Origin of the sequence: Sinorhizobium sp. BJ1 (assembly GCF_002531555.1) — a bacterium.
Taxonomy (GTDB): domain Bacteria; phylum Pseudomonadota; class Alphaproteobacteria; order Rhizobiales; family Rhizobiaceae; genus Sinorhizobium; species Sinorhizobium fredii_B.
Map to the genome: position 1 here is coordinate 441,209 of NZ_NWTH01000003.1, position 14,619 is coordinate 455,827.

General features: G+C 62.8%; 12 protein-coding genes. 5 read left to right on the plus strand and 7 right to left on the minus strand.

Going from position 1 to position 14,619, the window contains the following annotated elements; translation table 11 throughout:
* Nucleotides 1-4: 4 nt before the first annotated feature.
* Nucleotides 5-817, minus strand: a complete 813-nt coding sequence (locus CO676_RS05535) for a helix-turn-helix transcriptional regulator (RefSeq protein ID WP_097519869.1) — start codon at nucleotides 815-817, stop codon at nucleotides 5-7.
* 109 nt (nucleotides 818-926) lie between these two features.
* Here CO676_RS05535 and CO676_RS05540 point away from each other — a divergent pair, with 109 nt between their 5' ends.
* From CO676_RS05540 to CO676_RS05560, 5 genes are all read left to right on the plus strand, one after another.
* Entirely contained in the window at nucleotides 927-2,135 is a 1,209-nt protein-coding gene (locus tag CO676_RS05540) for an MFS transporter (RefSeq protein ID WP_097519870.1), read from the plus strand.
* Between the two features lie 177 nt (nucleotides 2,136-2,312).
* Complete coding sequence (locus CO676_RS05545; protein ID WP_097519872.1) at nucleotides 2,313-3,353, plus strand: spermidine/putrescine ABC transporter substrate-binding protein; 1,041 nt, start codon at nucleotides 2,313-2,315, stop codon at nucleotides 3,351-3,353.
* Nucleotides 3,350-5,740: a bifunctional diguanylate cyclase/phosphodiesterase gene (locus CO676_RS05550; RefSeq protein ID WP_097519873.1), complete on the plus strand. Its 2,391-nt coding sequence runs from the start codon at nucleotides 3,350-3,352 to the stop codon at nucleotides 5,738-5,740. Before CO676_RS05545 ends, CO676_RS05550 begins: the two co-directional genes overlap by 4 nt.
* Before the next feature lie 89 nt (nucleotides 5,741-5,829).
* Nucleotides 5,830-7,101, plus strand: coding sequence for a phosphoribosylamine--glycine ligase (gene purD / locus CO676_RS05555; protein ID WP_097519874.1), 1,272 nt, complete (start codon nucleotides 5,830-5,832; stop codon nucleotides 7,099-7,101).
* Nucleotides 7,102-7,202: 101 nt separating this feature from the next.
* On the plus strand, nucleotides 7,203-7,700 hold the full coding sequence (locus CO676_RS05560) for a plant virulence effector HPE1-like domain-containing protein (RefSeq protein ID WP_097519876.1): 498 nt from the start codon (nucleotides 7,203-7,205) through the stop codon (nucleotides 7,698-7,700).
* Between the two features lie 110 nt (nucleotides 7,701-7,810).
* Here CO676_RS05560 and CO676_RS05565 read toward each other — a convergent pair whose 3' ends face one another.
* From CO676_RS05565 to CO676_RS05590, 6 genes are all read right to left on the minus strand, one after another.
* A complete protein-coding gene (locus CO676_RS05565) occupies nucleotides 7,811-8,317 on the minus strand; it encodes a DUF523 domain-containing protein (protein ID WP_097519877.1) in 507 nt (168 codons plus the stop codon).
* Nucleotides 8,318-8,364: 47 nt separating this feature from the next.
* Nucleotides 8,365-8,961 (minus strand): LysE family transporter, encoded by a 597-nt coding sequence (locus tag CO676_RS05570; RefSeq protein WP_097519878.1) that lies wholly within the window; start codon nucleotides 8,959-8,961, stop codon nucleotides 8,365-8,367.
* A 13-nt stretch (nucleotides 8,962-8,974) separates the two neighbouring features.
* A complete protein-coding gene (locus CO676_RS05575) occupies nucleotides 8,975-9,355 on the minus strand; it encodes a cupin domain-containing protein (RefSeq protein ID WP_097519879.1) in 381 nt (126 codons plus the stop codon).
* Between the two features lie 123 nt (nucleotides 9,356-9,478).
* On the minus strand, nucleotides 9,479-10,360 hold the full coding sequence (locus tag CO676_RS05580) for an AraC family transcriptional regulator (protein ID WP_097519880.1): 882 nt from the start codon (nucleotides 10,358-10,360) through the stop codon (nucleotides 9,479-9,481).
* Nucleotides 10,361-10,406: 46 nt separating this feature from the next.
* The gene (gene glyS, locus CO676_RS05585) at nucleotides 10,407-12,572 is read right to left on the minus strand and encodes a glycine--tRNA ligase subunit beta (RefSeq protein ID WP_097519882.1); all 2,166 of its coding nucleotides are present in this window, start codon (nucleotides 12,570-12,572) and stop codon (nucleotides 10,407-10,409) included.
* 94 nt (nucleotides 12,573-12,666) lie between these two features.
* Nucleotides 12,667-14,604 carry a DUF2207 domain-containing protein gene (locus CO676_RS05590; RefSeq protein ID WP_097519884.1) on the minus strand — a complete coding sequence of 646 codons (1,938 nt, stop codon included), beginning with the start codon at nucleotides 14,602-14,604 and terminating at the stop codon, nucleotides 12,667-12,669.
* Between the last annotated feature and the right edge of the window lie 15 nt (nucleotides 14,605-14,619).

Genomic DNA, 14,619 nt, shown 5'->3' on the forward strand with positions numbered 1-14,619 from the left:
GCAGTCAGACATCGCGGCCGCGCAGATAAAGGCTCGGCGGGGCACCCAGCATGCGGCGGAACATGGTGGTGAAAGCAGCCACATTCTCATAGCCGGCATCGAGCGCGACAGTGGTGATCGGCTCGCCATCGGCAATGCGCGGCAGCGAGGCAAAGATGCAGGCCTGCTGACGCCATGTGACGAAGCTGATGCCCGTCTCGCGCCGAAAGAACCGCGTAAAGGAACGCCGGCTGATGCCGAGAACATCGGCCCACTGATCGATGTTGGCGCTGGCCGAAGGCGCCTCCAGGAATTTCCGGCAGAGGCTGGCGAGACTGCGGTCCTGTGGAAAGGGCAGACCCAGCGGCCGCACCGCGAGACGCGGAATCTCTTCCAGCAACAGGCCCATGATCAGTTGCTCGCGCCGTTCGGACGAAGTCTCGTTCTCGGTACGGACCAGTTCGTCGATGAGGCTGCCGGCCAGCGCCGAGATTTCCAACACCAGAGGCCGCTGCGCTCGGTTCATGGCCGCGATGTAGATCGAATGCATCCGAACGTCGCTGACCATCTCGGCCGAGTGCTCCATGCCGGCAGGAATGAGCAGGGCATGGCCGGGAGGGATCATCCATCGCCCCTCTGCCGTGTGCACGAGAACCACACCGGAGCGCGCCCACCAGAGCTGTGTTCGTGTGTGGCTGTGCAGCGGCACGATAAGCCCGCAGCCATAGTCCCTTCCGATTGCCAGGACGGGAGCATTCGCCTTCTCGATCCACTGCAAATTTCTGAAGTGATCCGCATCCGGCAGTTCCGGCAAGTAATTTCGGTTCGATCTCACCATCTGGCCCACTTGCGAAAGAATTCGACCAAAACACAAAAGCAGGCCAGCAGCAAGGCGTTTACAGATGGAGGAAAGGCTCCGAAGCGGGCCGTTCGGAAGGAAACACCTCATGTCTTCGGTCACGGCGGGCAGCATCAATCCGGAAAAGACGGCCTTCTCCGTCATTCTTGCCGTCAGCTTCTGCCATATGCTGAACGACATCATGCAATCGCTGCTGACGGCGCTCTATCCGTTGCTCAAGGCGAACTACGCTCTGGACTTCGTGCAGATCGGCCTGTTGACCTTCACCTTCCAGGTCACGGCCTCGATGCTGCAGCCAGCCGTCGGCATCGTCACCGACCGCTGGGCACTCCCCTACACCTTGCCGCTTGCGATGCTGTCGACCTGTTCGGGACTGATTCTTCTCGCCCATGCCGATCACTTCTGGATGCTCCTGCTGGCGGCAAGCCTGATCGGCGTCGGTTCGGCGATCTTCCATCCCGAGTCGTCGCGTGTCGCGCGGCTCGCCTCGGGCGGTCGCCACGGGCTGGCGCAGTCACTGTTTCAGGTCGGCGGCAACGCCGGCAGCGCATTGGGCCCGCTCCTTGCCGCCTTCATCGTCCTGCCTTTCGGGCAGGGCAGCCTCAGCTGGTTTTCGATCGTCGCCATTATCGGTTTCTTCGTGCTGTCCTGGGTGAGCACCTGGTGCGTGCGGCATCGCCGCTCGACAATGAGCCGCGCCGCCCCGAGCCGGGCCCTGCCCCTGCCGAAGGCCCGAGTCCTTTGGACGGTCGCGATTCTCGTGCTGCTGACGGCGACGAAGAATGTCTATCTCGCCAGCGTCTCCAGCTATTTCACCTTCTTCGTCATCGAAAAGTTCGGCACCAGCGTGCAGCAGGCGCAGCTGATGCTGTTCCTTTTCCTCGGATCCGCGGCGGCCGGAACCTTCCTCGGCGGGCCCATCGGCGACCGCTACGGCGCGCGTTTCGTCATCTGGCTGTCGATCCTCGGAGTCATTCCCTTCGCGCTCATGCTTCCTTACGCCAACCTGTTCTGGACAGGCGTGCTCAGCGTGGTGATCGGCCTCGTCTTTTCGTCAGCCTTCTCCGCGATCGTCGTCTTCGCCCAGGAGCTAGTCCCCGGCCGCGTCGGCCTCATCGCCGGCGTCTTCTTCGGCTTTGCCTTCGGTTTCGGCGGCATCGGCGCGGCGGTGCTCGGCATCTTCGCGGACAGCCATGGGATCGAATTCGTCTACCAGCTCTGCTCCTATCTACCGTTGCTCGGCATCTTCACCGTGTTCCTGCCGAAAATACCGTCGCGCCGCTGCATGTCTCCTTAAATCGGAGCCGATTTAAGGAGAAGAACATGCAGAATTTCAAAGTGCTACAGCGACCTTTGTGCGTCTGAATAGACGCACGGCGCTGTAGTCGGCGCTACGGTACGCGCTGGGCGTAAGCATTCCTAAATTATTGCCGTTTACCGTCTGCCGTGGGGGTTGTTCAGCGGGGGGCAGAGAATGAGAAGGCGTGCGGCGACATCCGTCTTCCTGGCGACATTCCTGTGCGCGGCCGCAAGCCGTGCCGAAACGCTCAACCTGTTGATCTGGGAAGCTTATATCGACCAGGGTCTCATCGACCGCTGGTCGCAGGAGACGGGCGTCGCAATCCGCCAGATAAACTTCGATAGCGACGACGCGCGCGATGAGATTCTCGCCAATCCCAGCAACAGTATCGATCTCGTCGTCGTCGATGAGAACGGCGCGCATCTTTTCGGCAAGAAGGGCATTCTTGAGACCCTTCGTGAAGACAATTTGCCCGCGCTCGCAGACTATGCGCCAGAGTGGCGGGATCGATGCGCCGGATACGGGCTTCCCTATTTCTCCGGAACGGTCGGCATTCTCTATCGCTCCGATGTTATCGCGCAGCCGCCGACATCTTGGCAGGACCTGATGCGCCCCGCAGCGTCGCTCAAGAAGCATGTTGCGATGTTCGACGACCACACCGAACTCTTCGTGCCACCGCTGATGCTGCTCGGCGCGTCCATCAATACCAGCGATACCGGGACCCTGAAGGCTGCCTTCGATCTGCTAAAGGCACAGGCCCCAGCCGTGCTGACGTACGACTATGTCATTACCGCCATCCAGGACCAGGCGACCGGCAAAGACATCCATATGGCGCTCGGCTACAGCGGCGATCAGCACGTCCTCAACGACAAGGTCGATAGGCCGGGCCTGTGGCGCTATGCGGTCCCCCAGGAAGGGACGCTTTCGTGGCTCGACTGCGTTTCGGTTATCGCCAGTTCACCTCATAAGCAGCGCGCCCTGGAGTTCCTCGATTTCATAGGTTCGCCGGAAAGCGCCGCCGCCAACGCCCTCGCCTTGACGATGCCGACCACGAGCAGCGCGGCGTTGAAGCTTCTGCCGGAGGCGACGCGCTCCGATCCGGAAATCTACCCGCCAGCCCCGACGCTGGCAAAAAGCCAATACCAGCAGGAACTTTCAATCCAGTCGGTCCAGGCGCGCCGACGCATCATCAGCACATTGGCGAATTTTCAGTGACCCTCAGCAAGCGCGCACTTTTCCTAATCTTTCCCGTCGTGCTGCTCGGCTACCTTCTCGCAGCGCTCTCGGTCTATTTCGCCCAGGAGCGCTCCATTCAGGCACTGGAGAAGGCGAAGCTTTCCCAACGGCTGGAGCACGCTGCCGCGGTTTTCCAGAACGAGGTCCAGCGCAGCAAGAGTTTTCTCAATGCTATCCTGAACGGTAACGTGTTGCGCCAATTCGTCGCCGAGACCGACGAGCGATACCGCGCCACCGCGCTCGGCGCGCGTCTGCAGGAGAGCATAAAATCGCTATCCGAGGATCCGATAGCTTATATCTCCTTTGCCGTCCTCAACTCGCGAACAGAGACCGAATACTATTTCGAGAACAGTTGGGATCCCTTTGCCGAGATCGACGAACCACAGCGCGATCTTGGAAGAAAGTTGATCGCCGGCAAGCGGCTGAGCGACTTGACCTATCTTGAGCCAACCGGCGACCGTCCGCGGATCGTCTACTCCCTCTTCGTCGACCCGGTTACCTTTGGCCGTCCCATGCCGAGCAACAAGGCCAGTGCGCTGCTGATGCAGATAGCCGTCCTGCCGGACCGGTTCCTCGCAATGCAGGCAGCTCTGAAGAAGGAGTATGGAGCCGACATCGTTCTCCAGCCATGGCCGCTCGCCGTCACCGATAAGCTTTCCGCGAGTACGCCGCTCGGAACGCAGCTTTACGCCACGATCGTCGTCCCGGACGCCTATTTCGAGGCTCAAGTGTTGCGCCGAAAGGTGCTGCTTGCTTGCGGTGCTCTCGCCATGAGCCTGATCTGCATCTTCTTGATCGTGCTATTGTTAAGGCGTTTCATCACCGGGCCGATCGCCAGCCTCGACGCCGACGTCACGGCGGTGATGAACGGCGAGCGTGACGACATCAGGGACATGGACGAAGCTGGTGAGATCGGGCGCCTAACCCATAACATCCGCGAGCTTCATTCCCAGTCCGCCCATGCCCTGCGGCTCGTGCAGCAGAAGTCGTGGACCGACACGCTGACCGGCATCCACAACCGCGGACGTTTCAACACACTCGCGGCCGGCGTCGTCGAGCAAGCCATCGCTTGCGGCGAGAAGTGCAGCCTGTTGTTCATCGACATCGACAATTTCAAATTCGTCAACGACAAGCACGGCCACGATATCGGCGACGATCTGCTCAAGACGCTTGCGGTGCGCATCGGACAAACCGTCGAGACTATCACGCGGCGGAGGCAGCTGGAGACTGCCATCCTCGCCCGCCTTTCCGGCGACGAATTTGCCGTTCTGGTGCGATCGAACCCGGGCGAAGGCACTGTCCGGGAGATCTCGGATGCGATCCTCGCCCTGTTTGACGGCGGCTTCGAAGTTTCCGGCAAGCGCTATCCGGTGACGGCGAGCATCGGCGTGGCCATCTGCCCGGACGATGCGACCAATGTCGCCGAACTGATATCCAATGCCGATGCGGCCATGTACCAGGCGAAGTCCGGCGGCAGGAACCGCTCCTCCCGCTTCTCTCGTGCGCTGCATGACAAGCGTACCCGGCTGCGCCAGATCCAGGAGGAACTGCGGGGCCTCGATCCTGACGAGCAGTTTCGCCTTGTCTACATGCCGATCGTCAACGTGCGCGGCCAAGTCACGGGCTGCGAGGCGCTGTTGCGCTGGCATTCGCCCGTTCTCGGCGCCGTTACGCCTGACGAATTCGTACCGATTGCCGAAAGCTCCGGTCTTTTCACCAAGATCGACTGGTGGGTCATCAACAAGGCGATGTCCGACTGCCGTCAGTTGAAGGCACTCTTCGGGCAAGATACGGTGCTGGCGATCAACATCTCTTCGGCGGAGCTGCATTCACGCGCGCTCGGCGACTATCTGTCGGATTGCGCGGCCCGCCATCGGCTCGAAACGCGATCGATCGACATCGAGCTCACCGAGACATTCGCCGTCAAGATCAGCGACCAGTTGAGGCAGAACATCGACGAGCTGCGCCACAAGGGCTTCCGCCTGTCGATCGACGACTTCGGCGCCGGCTACACCTCGATCGAGCAGATCATCGACTACGCCGCGGACACCATCAAGCTGGACCGGGCGCTCGTTACCAACCTCACCGCGTCGCACTCCCTTTCCGTCCTCAAGGCAGTCGTCGCACTCTGCCATGCGAAGGACATGGCGGTGATCGGCGAAGGCGTCGATACGCCGGAAAAGCTGGCTATGCTCACGGCAGCCGGCTGCGACCGCTTCCAGGGCTATCTGATCAGCAAGCCGCTTTCGCTCGACGACCTGGCGATCTGGGCGCTCACCCGGACGGCGCAGCATGTCAAGGAGCGCCCCGCCGACGAGCACTCCGGCAGCAGCCGTCGGAACTCGACATCCAAAGCCCGTTGGTGAATCTTGCGCGCGGAGCCGGTTTTTTCTTGACCTCGCCCCGCTCGACGTCCTAACCGCAGCGCATCAATGCGCTGACGGCAGGGATGGCAATGAAGGTTCTTCTGATCGGCTCGGGCGGACGCGAACACGCGCTTGCATGGAAAATCACGCAGTCGCCGCAGCTCACCACGCTGTACGCAGCGCCAGGCAATCCCGGCATCGCCGAAGAGGCGACGATCGTCGCGCTCGACGTCGACAACCACACAGCTGTCGTCGACTTCTGCCGCGAGAAGACGATCGATTTCGTCGTGGTCGGCCCCGAGGCGCCCCTTGTTGCCGGTCTCGCGGACGCACTCCGTGCCGCAGACATCCCCGTCTTCGGCCCCTCTGCCGCCGCTGCCCAGCTTGAAGGTTCCAAAGGCTTCACCAAGGATCTTTGCGCCAAGTACGCAATCCCGACCGGTGCCTACAGGCGCTTTACCGAAGCCAGCCCGGCCAAGACCTATGTCCGCGAACAGGGCGCGCCGATCGTCATCAAGGCGGATGGGCTCGCCGCCGGCAAAGGTGTCACGGTAGCGACGACGCTCGACGAGGCGTTCGCCGCCGTCGACGAGTGTTTCGCCGGCGCCTTCGGCTCCGCCGGGGCAGAGGTCGTCGTCGAAGCCTACCTCGATGGCGAGGAAGCAAGCTTCTTCTGCCTTTGCGACGGCAAGACCGTGCTGCCGCTGGCATCGGCGCAGGATCACAAGCGTGTCGGCGACGGCGATACGGGACCGAACACCGGTGGTATGGGCGCCTATTCGCCGGCACCGGTGATGACGGCCGAGATGGTCGGGCGGACGATGAAGGAGATCATCGAACCGACCGTGCGCGGCATGGCCGAAAGCGGGCATCCGTTCTCGGGCGTGTTTTTCGCCGGACTGATGATCACCGCGAAGGGGCCGGAACTCATCGAATACAATGTCCGTTTCGGCGACCCGGAATGCCAGGTCCTGATGATGCGCATGAAAAGCGACCTGCTGCCCCTGCTCTACGCCGCAGCGACGGGCACGCTCGACGGCATGCAAATCGAGTGGCATGACGAAGCGGCATTGACGGTCGTGATGGCTTCGCGCGGCTATCCGGGAGCCTATGAAAAGAACACGCCGATCGCGGCCGTCCCCGAACCATCCGCCACGACAAGGGTGTTTCATGCCGGTACGGCGATCAAGGATGGTCGCCTGGTCGCCACGGGTGGCCGTGTGCTGAACGTCACAGCCATGGGCCAGACCGTCAGCGACGCAAAGGATGCCGCCTATCGAGGCGTGAACGGCGTTTCCTGGGAGAACGGCTTCTACCGCCGCGACATCGGATGGCGCGCGGTCGAGCGCGAAAAGGCGTAACCGCCCGCGATCGCGGCATCATTCAATTTTTACCAATTCTCCTGACGAGAAGGTAAGGGAAGTCTTATATTCTCCTCCTCGATACATTCGAGGAGAAGCCGATGCGTTCCCTGCTGATCACCGCCGTCCTTACGCTTGCCGCCGGCACAGCGGCAGCGTCGTCGGTCGAGGACGTGGCGTCCGGAAAGGCCGTAAATTCCAGCGTCGCGACGATCTCCTGCGCAGAGTGCCCGCCGCTGCAGCCCAAGAAGAAGGCCTCCTATGTCGTTCCTGAGCTGACGCCCGGCACCGCCAAGCTCGAGCTCAAGCAGATCGATGGCGAAATGAAGTCGGTCCGCACCGAGGCCTGGCTCGGAGGATCGCCGGTCGTCTTCGTCAACAAGGCATCCGAGGACGTGATCAAGGCCGCCGCCGTGAAAGCAGATCCGGCGGCGACGGGCGTTACCGCCGCCTCGCTCGCCGGGATCGCGGACGTCGACCAGACGGCAAAGACCGCCGCCGTCGGGATCGTGTCGCGCGCCGAACCGGTGAGTGCCTCGATGGCCGGCAGCGCTTCACAGGAATTTGATCCGTCGGGGTTCGAACTTAGATTAGATTAACACCATATACATAAGGTTCCCTGCCCCATCGGCCGGAATATTCAAGGCTGATGGGCGTTTCGCTGCAATGGCGAAAGGTTGCGCCCCTGAGAGAAGCAGGGGCGTAATCTTTATGGGTCAGCCTCATCTTCGCGGCCAAGTCTCTCGACCAGCAGCCCGATTTCGCGGTCGGAAAAGACCTCTATGCCGTTCTTGCGTAGCAGCGCCGCGGTGACGCCCTCGCCGGGGACGCGCTCGCCGCTGAAGCTGCCATCGTAGACGAAGCTGGAGCCACAGGACGGGCTGCCGTCGATCAGCAGCGCGAAACGACAGTTTGCTGCCAGTGCAAGAGCAAGAGCGTTTTCCGCGCCCCGGCGAAACGCCTCGGTCACATCGCCGCCGGTCTTTTCGAGGACGCGTCCCACGCCGGAAAGGACGTTCGCACCGGTCCTGCCTGCCTCGATCTCCGCCGGCGGTCGCGGAACCGGCATTCCCGCCGACATCTCGGGACAGAGGGTCACGAGCCGACTTTCCGCACGCCAACGTTCTATTGCCGGATGGCACAGCGGTTTCGCCGCGCCATCGTAGCGCACCGCATGGCCCATGAGACAGGCGCTGACGAGTATCTTGGCGGTCATGCCGCGTTCATAGCGCCCCGAACGGTGCCGCTACAAGGGAAAATGCGTTATCCAAGCAGCAGCGGAGCAAGCGAGACAAGCAGCAGACTGGCAAAGACGACATTGGCTATCCGTGCCTGCCTTGGATCCCGCAGGACCTTCGCAATGGCCGCGCCAAAGGCAAGCCAGGTCGTATTCACGACGATCGCCACCAACGCGAGGACAAGAACCTTCGCAATGGCCGCCCCGGCCCCCTGACCAGGCTCGATCAGGCTGCCGGCATAGACGGCGCCGATCGCCGCATAGGCCTTCGGATTGGCGATCGCCAGCACAAAGCCGCCGAGAAACGAAGGTCTCGGCGATCCCTGTTCAGCGGCGGCGACCGGCGGCGCCGTGGCGATGTGCCATGTCAGATAAAGCATGTAGACCGCGGCGAGGACAGTAATCACCACTTTCATGCCCGGCAGACCGAGAACCATTGCGGTGACGCCGGTTGCGATCAGCAACACGACTGCAATGGTGCCGATGTTGATACCGGCGGCGTAGCGCAGAGTGTTGGAAACGCCATGGGCGGCCGCCATGCCGGCGAGGCTGAGTGTTGCCGGCCCGGGACTGCCCATCAGCGGCAAGGCCGCAAGGGCAAGAAGCGCGAGGTCGCCGACCATGGTGCCAGCCCCGTCAGATCCAGATGTCATTCGCAGCCGTGCGTTCACCGCCCGCCTGGCCGGTATTTGCCGTGCCTCTTGGCTCGATCAGCAGCATCTTCACTTCACTTGCCGCATAGGGTTTGTGCTCGACGCCCTTCGGCACGACGTACATTTCGCCCGGACCGAGCGTGACCGAACCGTCGCGAAAGTCGATCCGAAGCATGCCTTCGAGGACGATGAAGGCCTCGTCCGTTTCCGGATGGTCGTGCCAGATGAAATCGCCTTCGATGCGGACGATCTTAAGCTGATAGTCGTTGAGTTCGGCGATCACGCGTGGCTGCCACTGATCGGCAATCCGCGCCAGCTTCTCGGCAAAATTGATAGGTGCGTGGGGACGACTGGACACGTTCATGGCTGTTTCCTCGCGTTGTTTCCGGAGGAGTTACAGCCATTTCCGGTGATCGGGTCTTGAACGATCGTGCAGCCATTCAAAGTGCCACAGCGGCCTTTGTGCGTCTGATAAGACGCGCGCGCTTCAGGCTTGCTCCGCCTCTGTGCCCGCAGGCATTTCCACCATACGCAGCCATCGACCCGGCGTGACGCCGAATGCCTTCTTGAAATGGCGGCTCAGATGCGCCTGGTCGGCAAAGCCGGCATCGACCGCAGCCTGCGCGGCCGGGACACCGTGACGAAGATTGACCTTTGCGGCTTCGAGACGCCGCTGCACCAGGTAGCGATAGGGACTGGTGCCGAACAGACGGCGGAAGTCGCGGCTGAGGCCCCAGCGGTCCCGGCCGCTGACCGCCTCGAGCGTCTCAAGCGTGATGGTACCGTCGGGCAAGTCATGGAGGTAGAGGCGCGCCCGCTCGGCGGCGCGATAATCGAGCGCGCCGCCAACCTTCGCAGGCCCACCGGCCGCGGCTTCCAGTGCATGGGCAAGTTCGAAGAGGCAGTCCTCGAACTCAAAGGTCTCGATCCGGGCATCCGTCGCCGGTAAGAGAGCATGCACCGCCGCGAAGAGCCGCGGATCGGATGAGATGCCGCCTTTGATGAAGGGCAGCGGCCGGCCGCCGAGAACGCGCTGAACGGCCGCCGGCTCAATATAGATCATGCGGTAGCGAAACCCGTGCTCGCCGCCGGCCTGGCCGTCATGCACCTCGTCGGGATGCAGCACCATCGTGCCGCCGGGAAGGCTCGTGCGCTCGGCGCCGCGATAATGGAAGCTCTGAACGCCCGAGAGTGTCTGGCCGACGGCATAGGTATCGTGCCGGTGCGGCTCGTAGGCGCGCCCGGCAAAGAAGGCTTCAATACGCTCGAACGGAATGGCGTCTTCGGCCACGTCGATCCAGTCGCCGCGCCGCTTCGTGCCCGGAGGTTCGATCACACCTGCGCCTGCGCTCGGATTGTCGCTCGTCATTCTCCAGAGATAGGATCGAGCCTGTGGTTGTCGACAGCCTAGCCTCTCATCCCGAGATCTTCGAGAAGTCCGCAACCTCGCCGGTCGCCGCGCGGATCAGCCCCAGGAGCGCCAGGCGGTTCGCACGGATCGCCTTGTCTTCGTCATTGACGAGTACGTCGTTGAAGAACACGTCGACCGGCTCGCGCAATTTGGAGAGCGCTGCCATGGCGGAGCGGAAATCCTCCTTGACGATCGCTTCGCGGGCATCACCGGAGGCAAGCTTGATCGAGGCGTGAAGCGTCCTTTCGGCGTCGAGCCGGAAGAGCTTCTCGTCCACGTTGTCCGCGACCTCGGTGCCCTTCTTCTCCTCGGCCGCGAGGATCTGCGTGGCGCGCTTCGTGCCAGCGAGCAGGTTCTTGCCCTCCTCGGCGGTGATGAAAGCGGTCAGCGCTTCGACGCGGCGGGCGATCATCAACAGGTCGTCGGCCTCTGAGGTCAAGACCGCGTCGATCAGATCGTAGCGCGCCCCGAGATCGCGCAGGTAGACCTTCAGGCGATCATGGAAGAAGGCGAGAAGGTCCGCGGCAATATCGCCGGCCAGATCGGGCCGCTGCGCCCTCAGAGCCTTGAGCGCGACGTCGAAGAACGGCAGCAGCGGCAGACGCGCCCTACCCTCGAGAATGAGCCGGATGACGCCGAGCGCGGCACGGCGCAGCGCATAGGGGTCCTTCGAGCCGGTCGGCTTCTCGTCGATCGCCCAGAAGCCGACCAGCGTGTCGAGCTTGTCGGCGAGCGCAACCGCGACCGAGACAGGGTTCGTCGGCACGCGATCGGACGGACCCTGGGGCCTGTAATGGTCCTCGATCGCGTTGGCGACCGCGGCATTCTCTCCCTGCAGTACCGCATATTTGTGGCCCATGATGCCCTGCAGCTCGGGAAACTCGCCGACGGCCTCGGTGCGCAGATCCGCCTTGGCAAGCACGGCGGCGCGCTCGACCAGGGTCTTGTCGGCGCCGGTGGCCTCGGCAAGCGCCAAGCCGATCGAGCGGATGCGGGCGACGCGCTCGCCCTGCGTTCCGAGCTTGGCATGGAAGGTGACGTTCAGCGCATCGAGCTTCGCCATGCGTTGGTCGAGCGGCTTCTTCAGATCAAGACCGAACTTCTCGGCGGACGGTCGCAGCGTCTCGAGGTCCGGCAGGTCGCCCTGGTCACGTTTCCAGAAATGCGCCGCATCCGAAAGGCGCGCACGCACGACCTTGCCATTGCCATGGACGATCTCACGACCGCCGTCGCTGGCTTCGATATTAGAAACGAGGATGAACCGGTTCGACAGCGTTTCCGCGCCCGGCTGCCGCGTCACGAAGCATTTCTGATTGGTCTTGATCGTCAGGCGGATAATTTCGGAGGGAATTTGGAGATAGCTCTCCTCGAAGCTGCCCATCAGCACCCGCGGCCATTCGACGAGACCCGCCACTTCTTCGAGCAAGCCCTCGTCCTCGACCAATTCAAGGCCATTGGCGAAGGCGACGTTGCGGGCATCCGCGGCGATGATCTCCTTGCGGCGCTCGGCGTCGAGCACGACCTTCGCCTTTTCGAGCTTGTCGGCATAGTCGGCGAAGCGGCGCACCGTGATCGGCTCAGGCGCGTGAAAGCGGTGGCCATGGGTGACGTTCGAGGCGACGATGCCGTCGACTTCGAAGGGGATGACCCTGGTCTCCTCGGTTTCGGCGCCGAAGGTGCAGACGATCGATTGCAAGGGCCGCACCCAGCGCAGGCTGCCAGGCTTCGCCGAGGCGGCACCGGAGCGCATGGACTTCGGCCAGGGGAAGTCGCGAATGATCGCCGGCATCACCTCGGCGATGATGACCTCCGCGTCGCGGCCGGGCTTGACGATGTGGGCGACGTAGAAATCGCCCTTCTTCGGGTCGCTGTGGACATGCGCCTCGCTGATGGAGGAGAGGCCGGCGGCGCGCAGAAAACCTTCGATCGCCTTCTCGTTGGCGTCGGTGCGCGGCCCCTTGCGTTCCTCGCGGATATCGGCGGAGCGCGCGTTCAGGCCGCGTATGTCGAGCGTCAGCCGGCGCGGCGTCCAATATTCACGCGCGCCTTCATAGGTGAGACCCGCCTCGACGAGCGCGTCCGTTACGAGCTTCTTCAGATCGCCGGCCGCCTTGCGCTGCATGCGGGCAGGAATTTCTTCTGAGCGCAGTTCAATAAGAAGATCGGGCATGAATCCAGACTTTTTTCTGTTCCGGTCGGTCGCCCCGGGACTTAGCAAGCCCCGGCGAAATTGTCATCAAGTGCGACGAGGAAATCGGCGTCATCTACCAGCCGCCGCCACCACCGCCCCCACCGCCGCCGCCGGAAAAGCCGCCGCCGGAAGAAAAGCCGGAGGAGAAACTCTTGGGCGGAGGGGGCAGCGAGGAGGTCATGGTATCGGCCATCGAGCCGGCGAAGCCCCCGATCGTGTCGGAAAAGGACCCGGGGCCGAAGCTATCGCCATGGTACCAGCTCGGCTGGTAGGCGGCGGCTGCCGCCCCCCCGGCTGCCGCAAGCAGCCAGCGATCGAATGTCTCGGTCCAGGGCTTTTCGATGCCAAGCGCCACGGCGTAGGGCAGAAGCGTTTCGAAGTGCCGCGGCGACATTTCCGGGGCGCCCTGCATGTTCAGCCGATCCTGCTCTGCCAGCGTCATATATTGCCGAAGCCCGTCGATACCATCCATCATCCGGGTGCCGAGCGGCGTCGGCGCTCCCATCAGGTAGTAGAACAGCCCGTTGGCGAGCACGATGCCGCCGATCGCGAAGAACAGCGGCAGGTCGTCCGCTTCGGTCGCCGAGAAGATGACCACCGCAAGGATGCTCGAAAAGACGGCGATGAGCACGAAGGCGATGAAGGCCAGCACGACGATCGACAGGATGCGCCTCACGAGGCTCGACCCGCGCCTCAGAGACTTGCCGATCGAAACGGCGAAGCCTGAAACGAAAACTCCGGCGAAAACCGGGACGATGATGAAGGGGATCGTCGCTTCGCTGAGCCCGCCGAAGATGAACAGCGCCGCCAGCGCAACGATCGTAAGCGCGACGCCGCCGATGATGTAGCCGGTGTTGGCGCGGTAGTATTTGCCGCGATGCTCGCGCTCCATGGCGCTGCGGAAGCTGGACCCGGCGGCCGCCACCGCCTTGCCGTTCGCCCGATCTATCTTGAGCGTCCCACCGGCCGCGTCGACCGCCTTCATCAGCGCCGCCTCGCCGGTCGGAAGCTTTTCGCCACCGCTTTTGCCCGTCGCTGAGACGATGATGGCGTTCTTCAGATCATCGAGGACGACATATCCCTTGACCGCCAGGTTGAGTACGGCTGCCGAGAGCGCGGTCCAACCCTCACCGGAAAAGCCCTTGCTGTCGATATAGTTGACGAGGGCGGGCGAAATCCCGTCCGGCGGGTCCCAGCGCGGCACCATGACGCCGCGGGCGGGATCACGACCGACGCGGACCCAGGCGCGCCCGTAATAGAGGCTCACGACGACGAAGCCGACGCCGGCGATGACCAGCGCCAGGTGATCGCGCAGCCACCAGATGTTCTGCTGCGAGGCGCTCGGCCGGTCGATGCTCCCCTTCGGCAGCTTGATGGCGATGGTGAGGCCTTCCTGGGGCCGAAGCCTGCGCGTGGTGGCAAAGAAGATTTCGCCGCCCTCCTCGACCGCGCGCGCATCCTTGCCGGTCGCACCGTAGCCGCCGGTAAAGACGTCGAGCGCCTGCGCCACGACACCATCCGGCAAAGTAACGGTCGCGGTCGCTTCCTCGATCGGGAACGCCCATTCAGTTCCGGTCACGTTCCAGTAGAGCTCGTCGTGATCATCGAAGAAGCGTATCTGGCGGCCGGTCTCATAGGTGATCTGAAATATATGCTCGCCGCGCGGCAGGAAAACGTCGGCGTTGCCGGTGTAGATGCGGATGCCGCCGTTGACCGATTCGGTTCGGTATTCCTCCTGCTCGCCATTGCGTTCGACGAAAACCAGGTTGAAATCCACTTGGACGCGCCGGCCGTCCGGGTCGACGAACGTCAGGGGAAAATCACGATAGATGCCGCGGCGGATCTGATTGCCTTCGACGTTCGCGGTGATCGTTTCGGTCACCGTGAGGGTGCCGTCCCTGTCGACATCGATGACCGAATGGTAGGAAGAAATGATCTCTTCCGCCGCAGCCGGAAAGGGCGCGGCAAGGAAAAGAACCACGAACGCAAGCGCAGCGAGAAGCCGCTTCATCAGGATTTCCTCTTC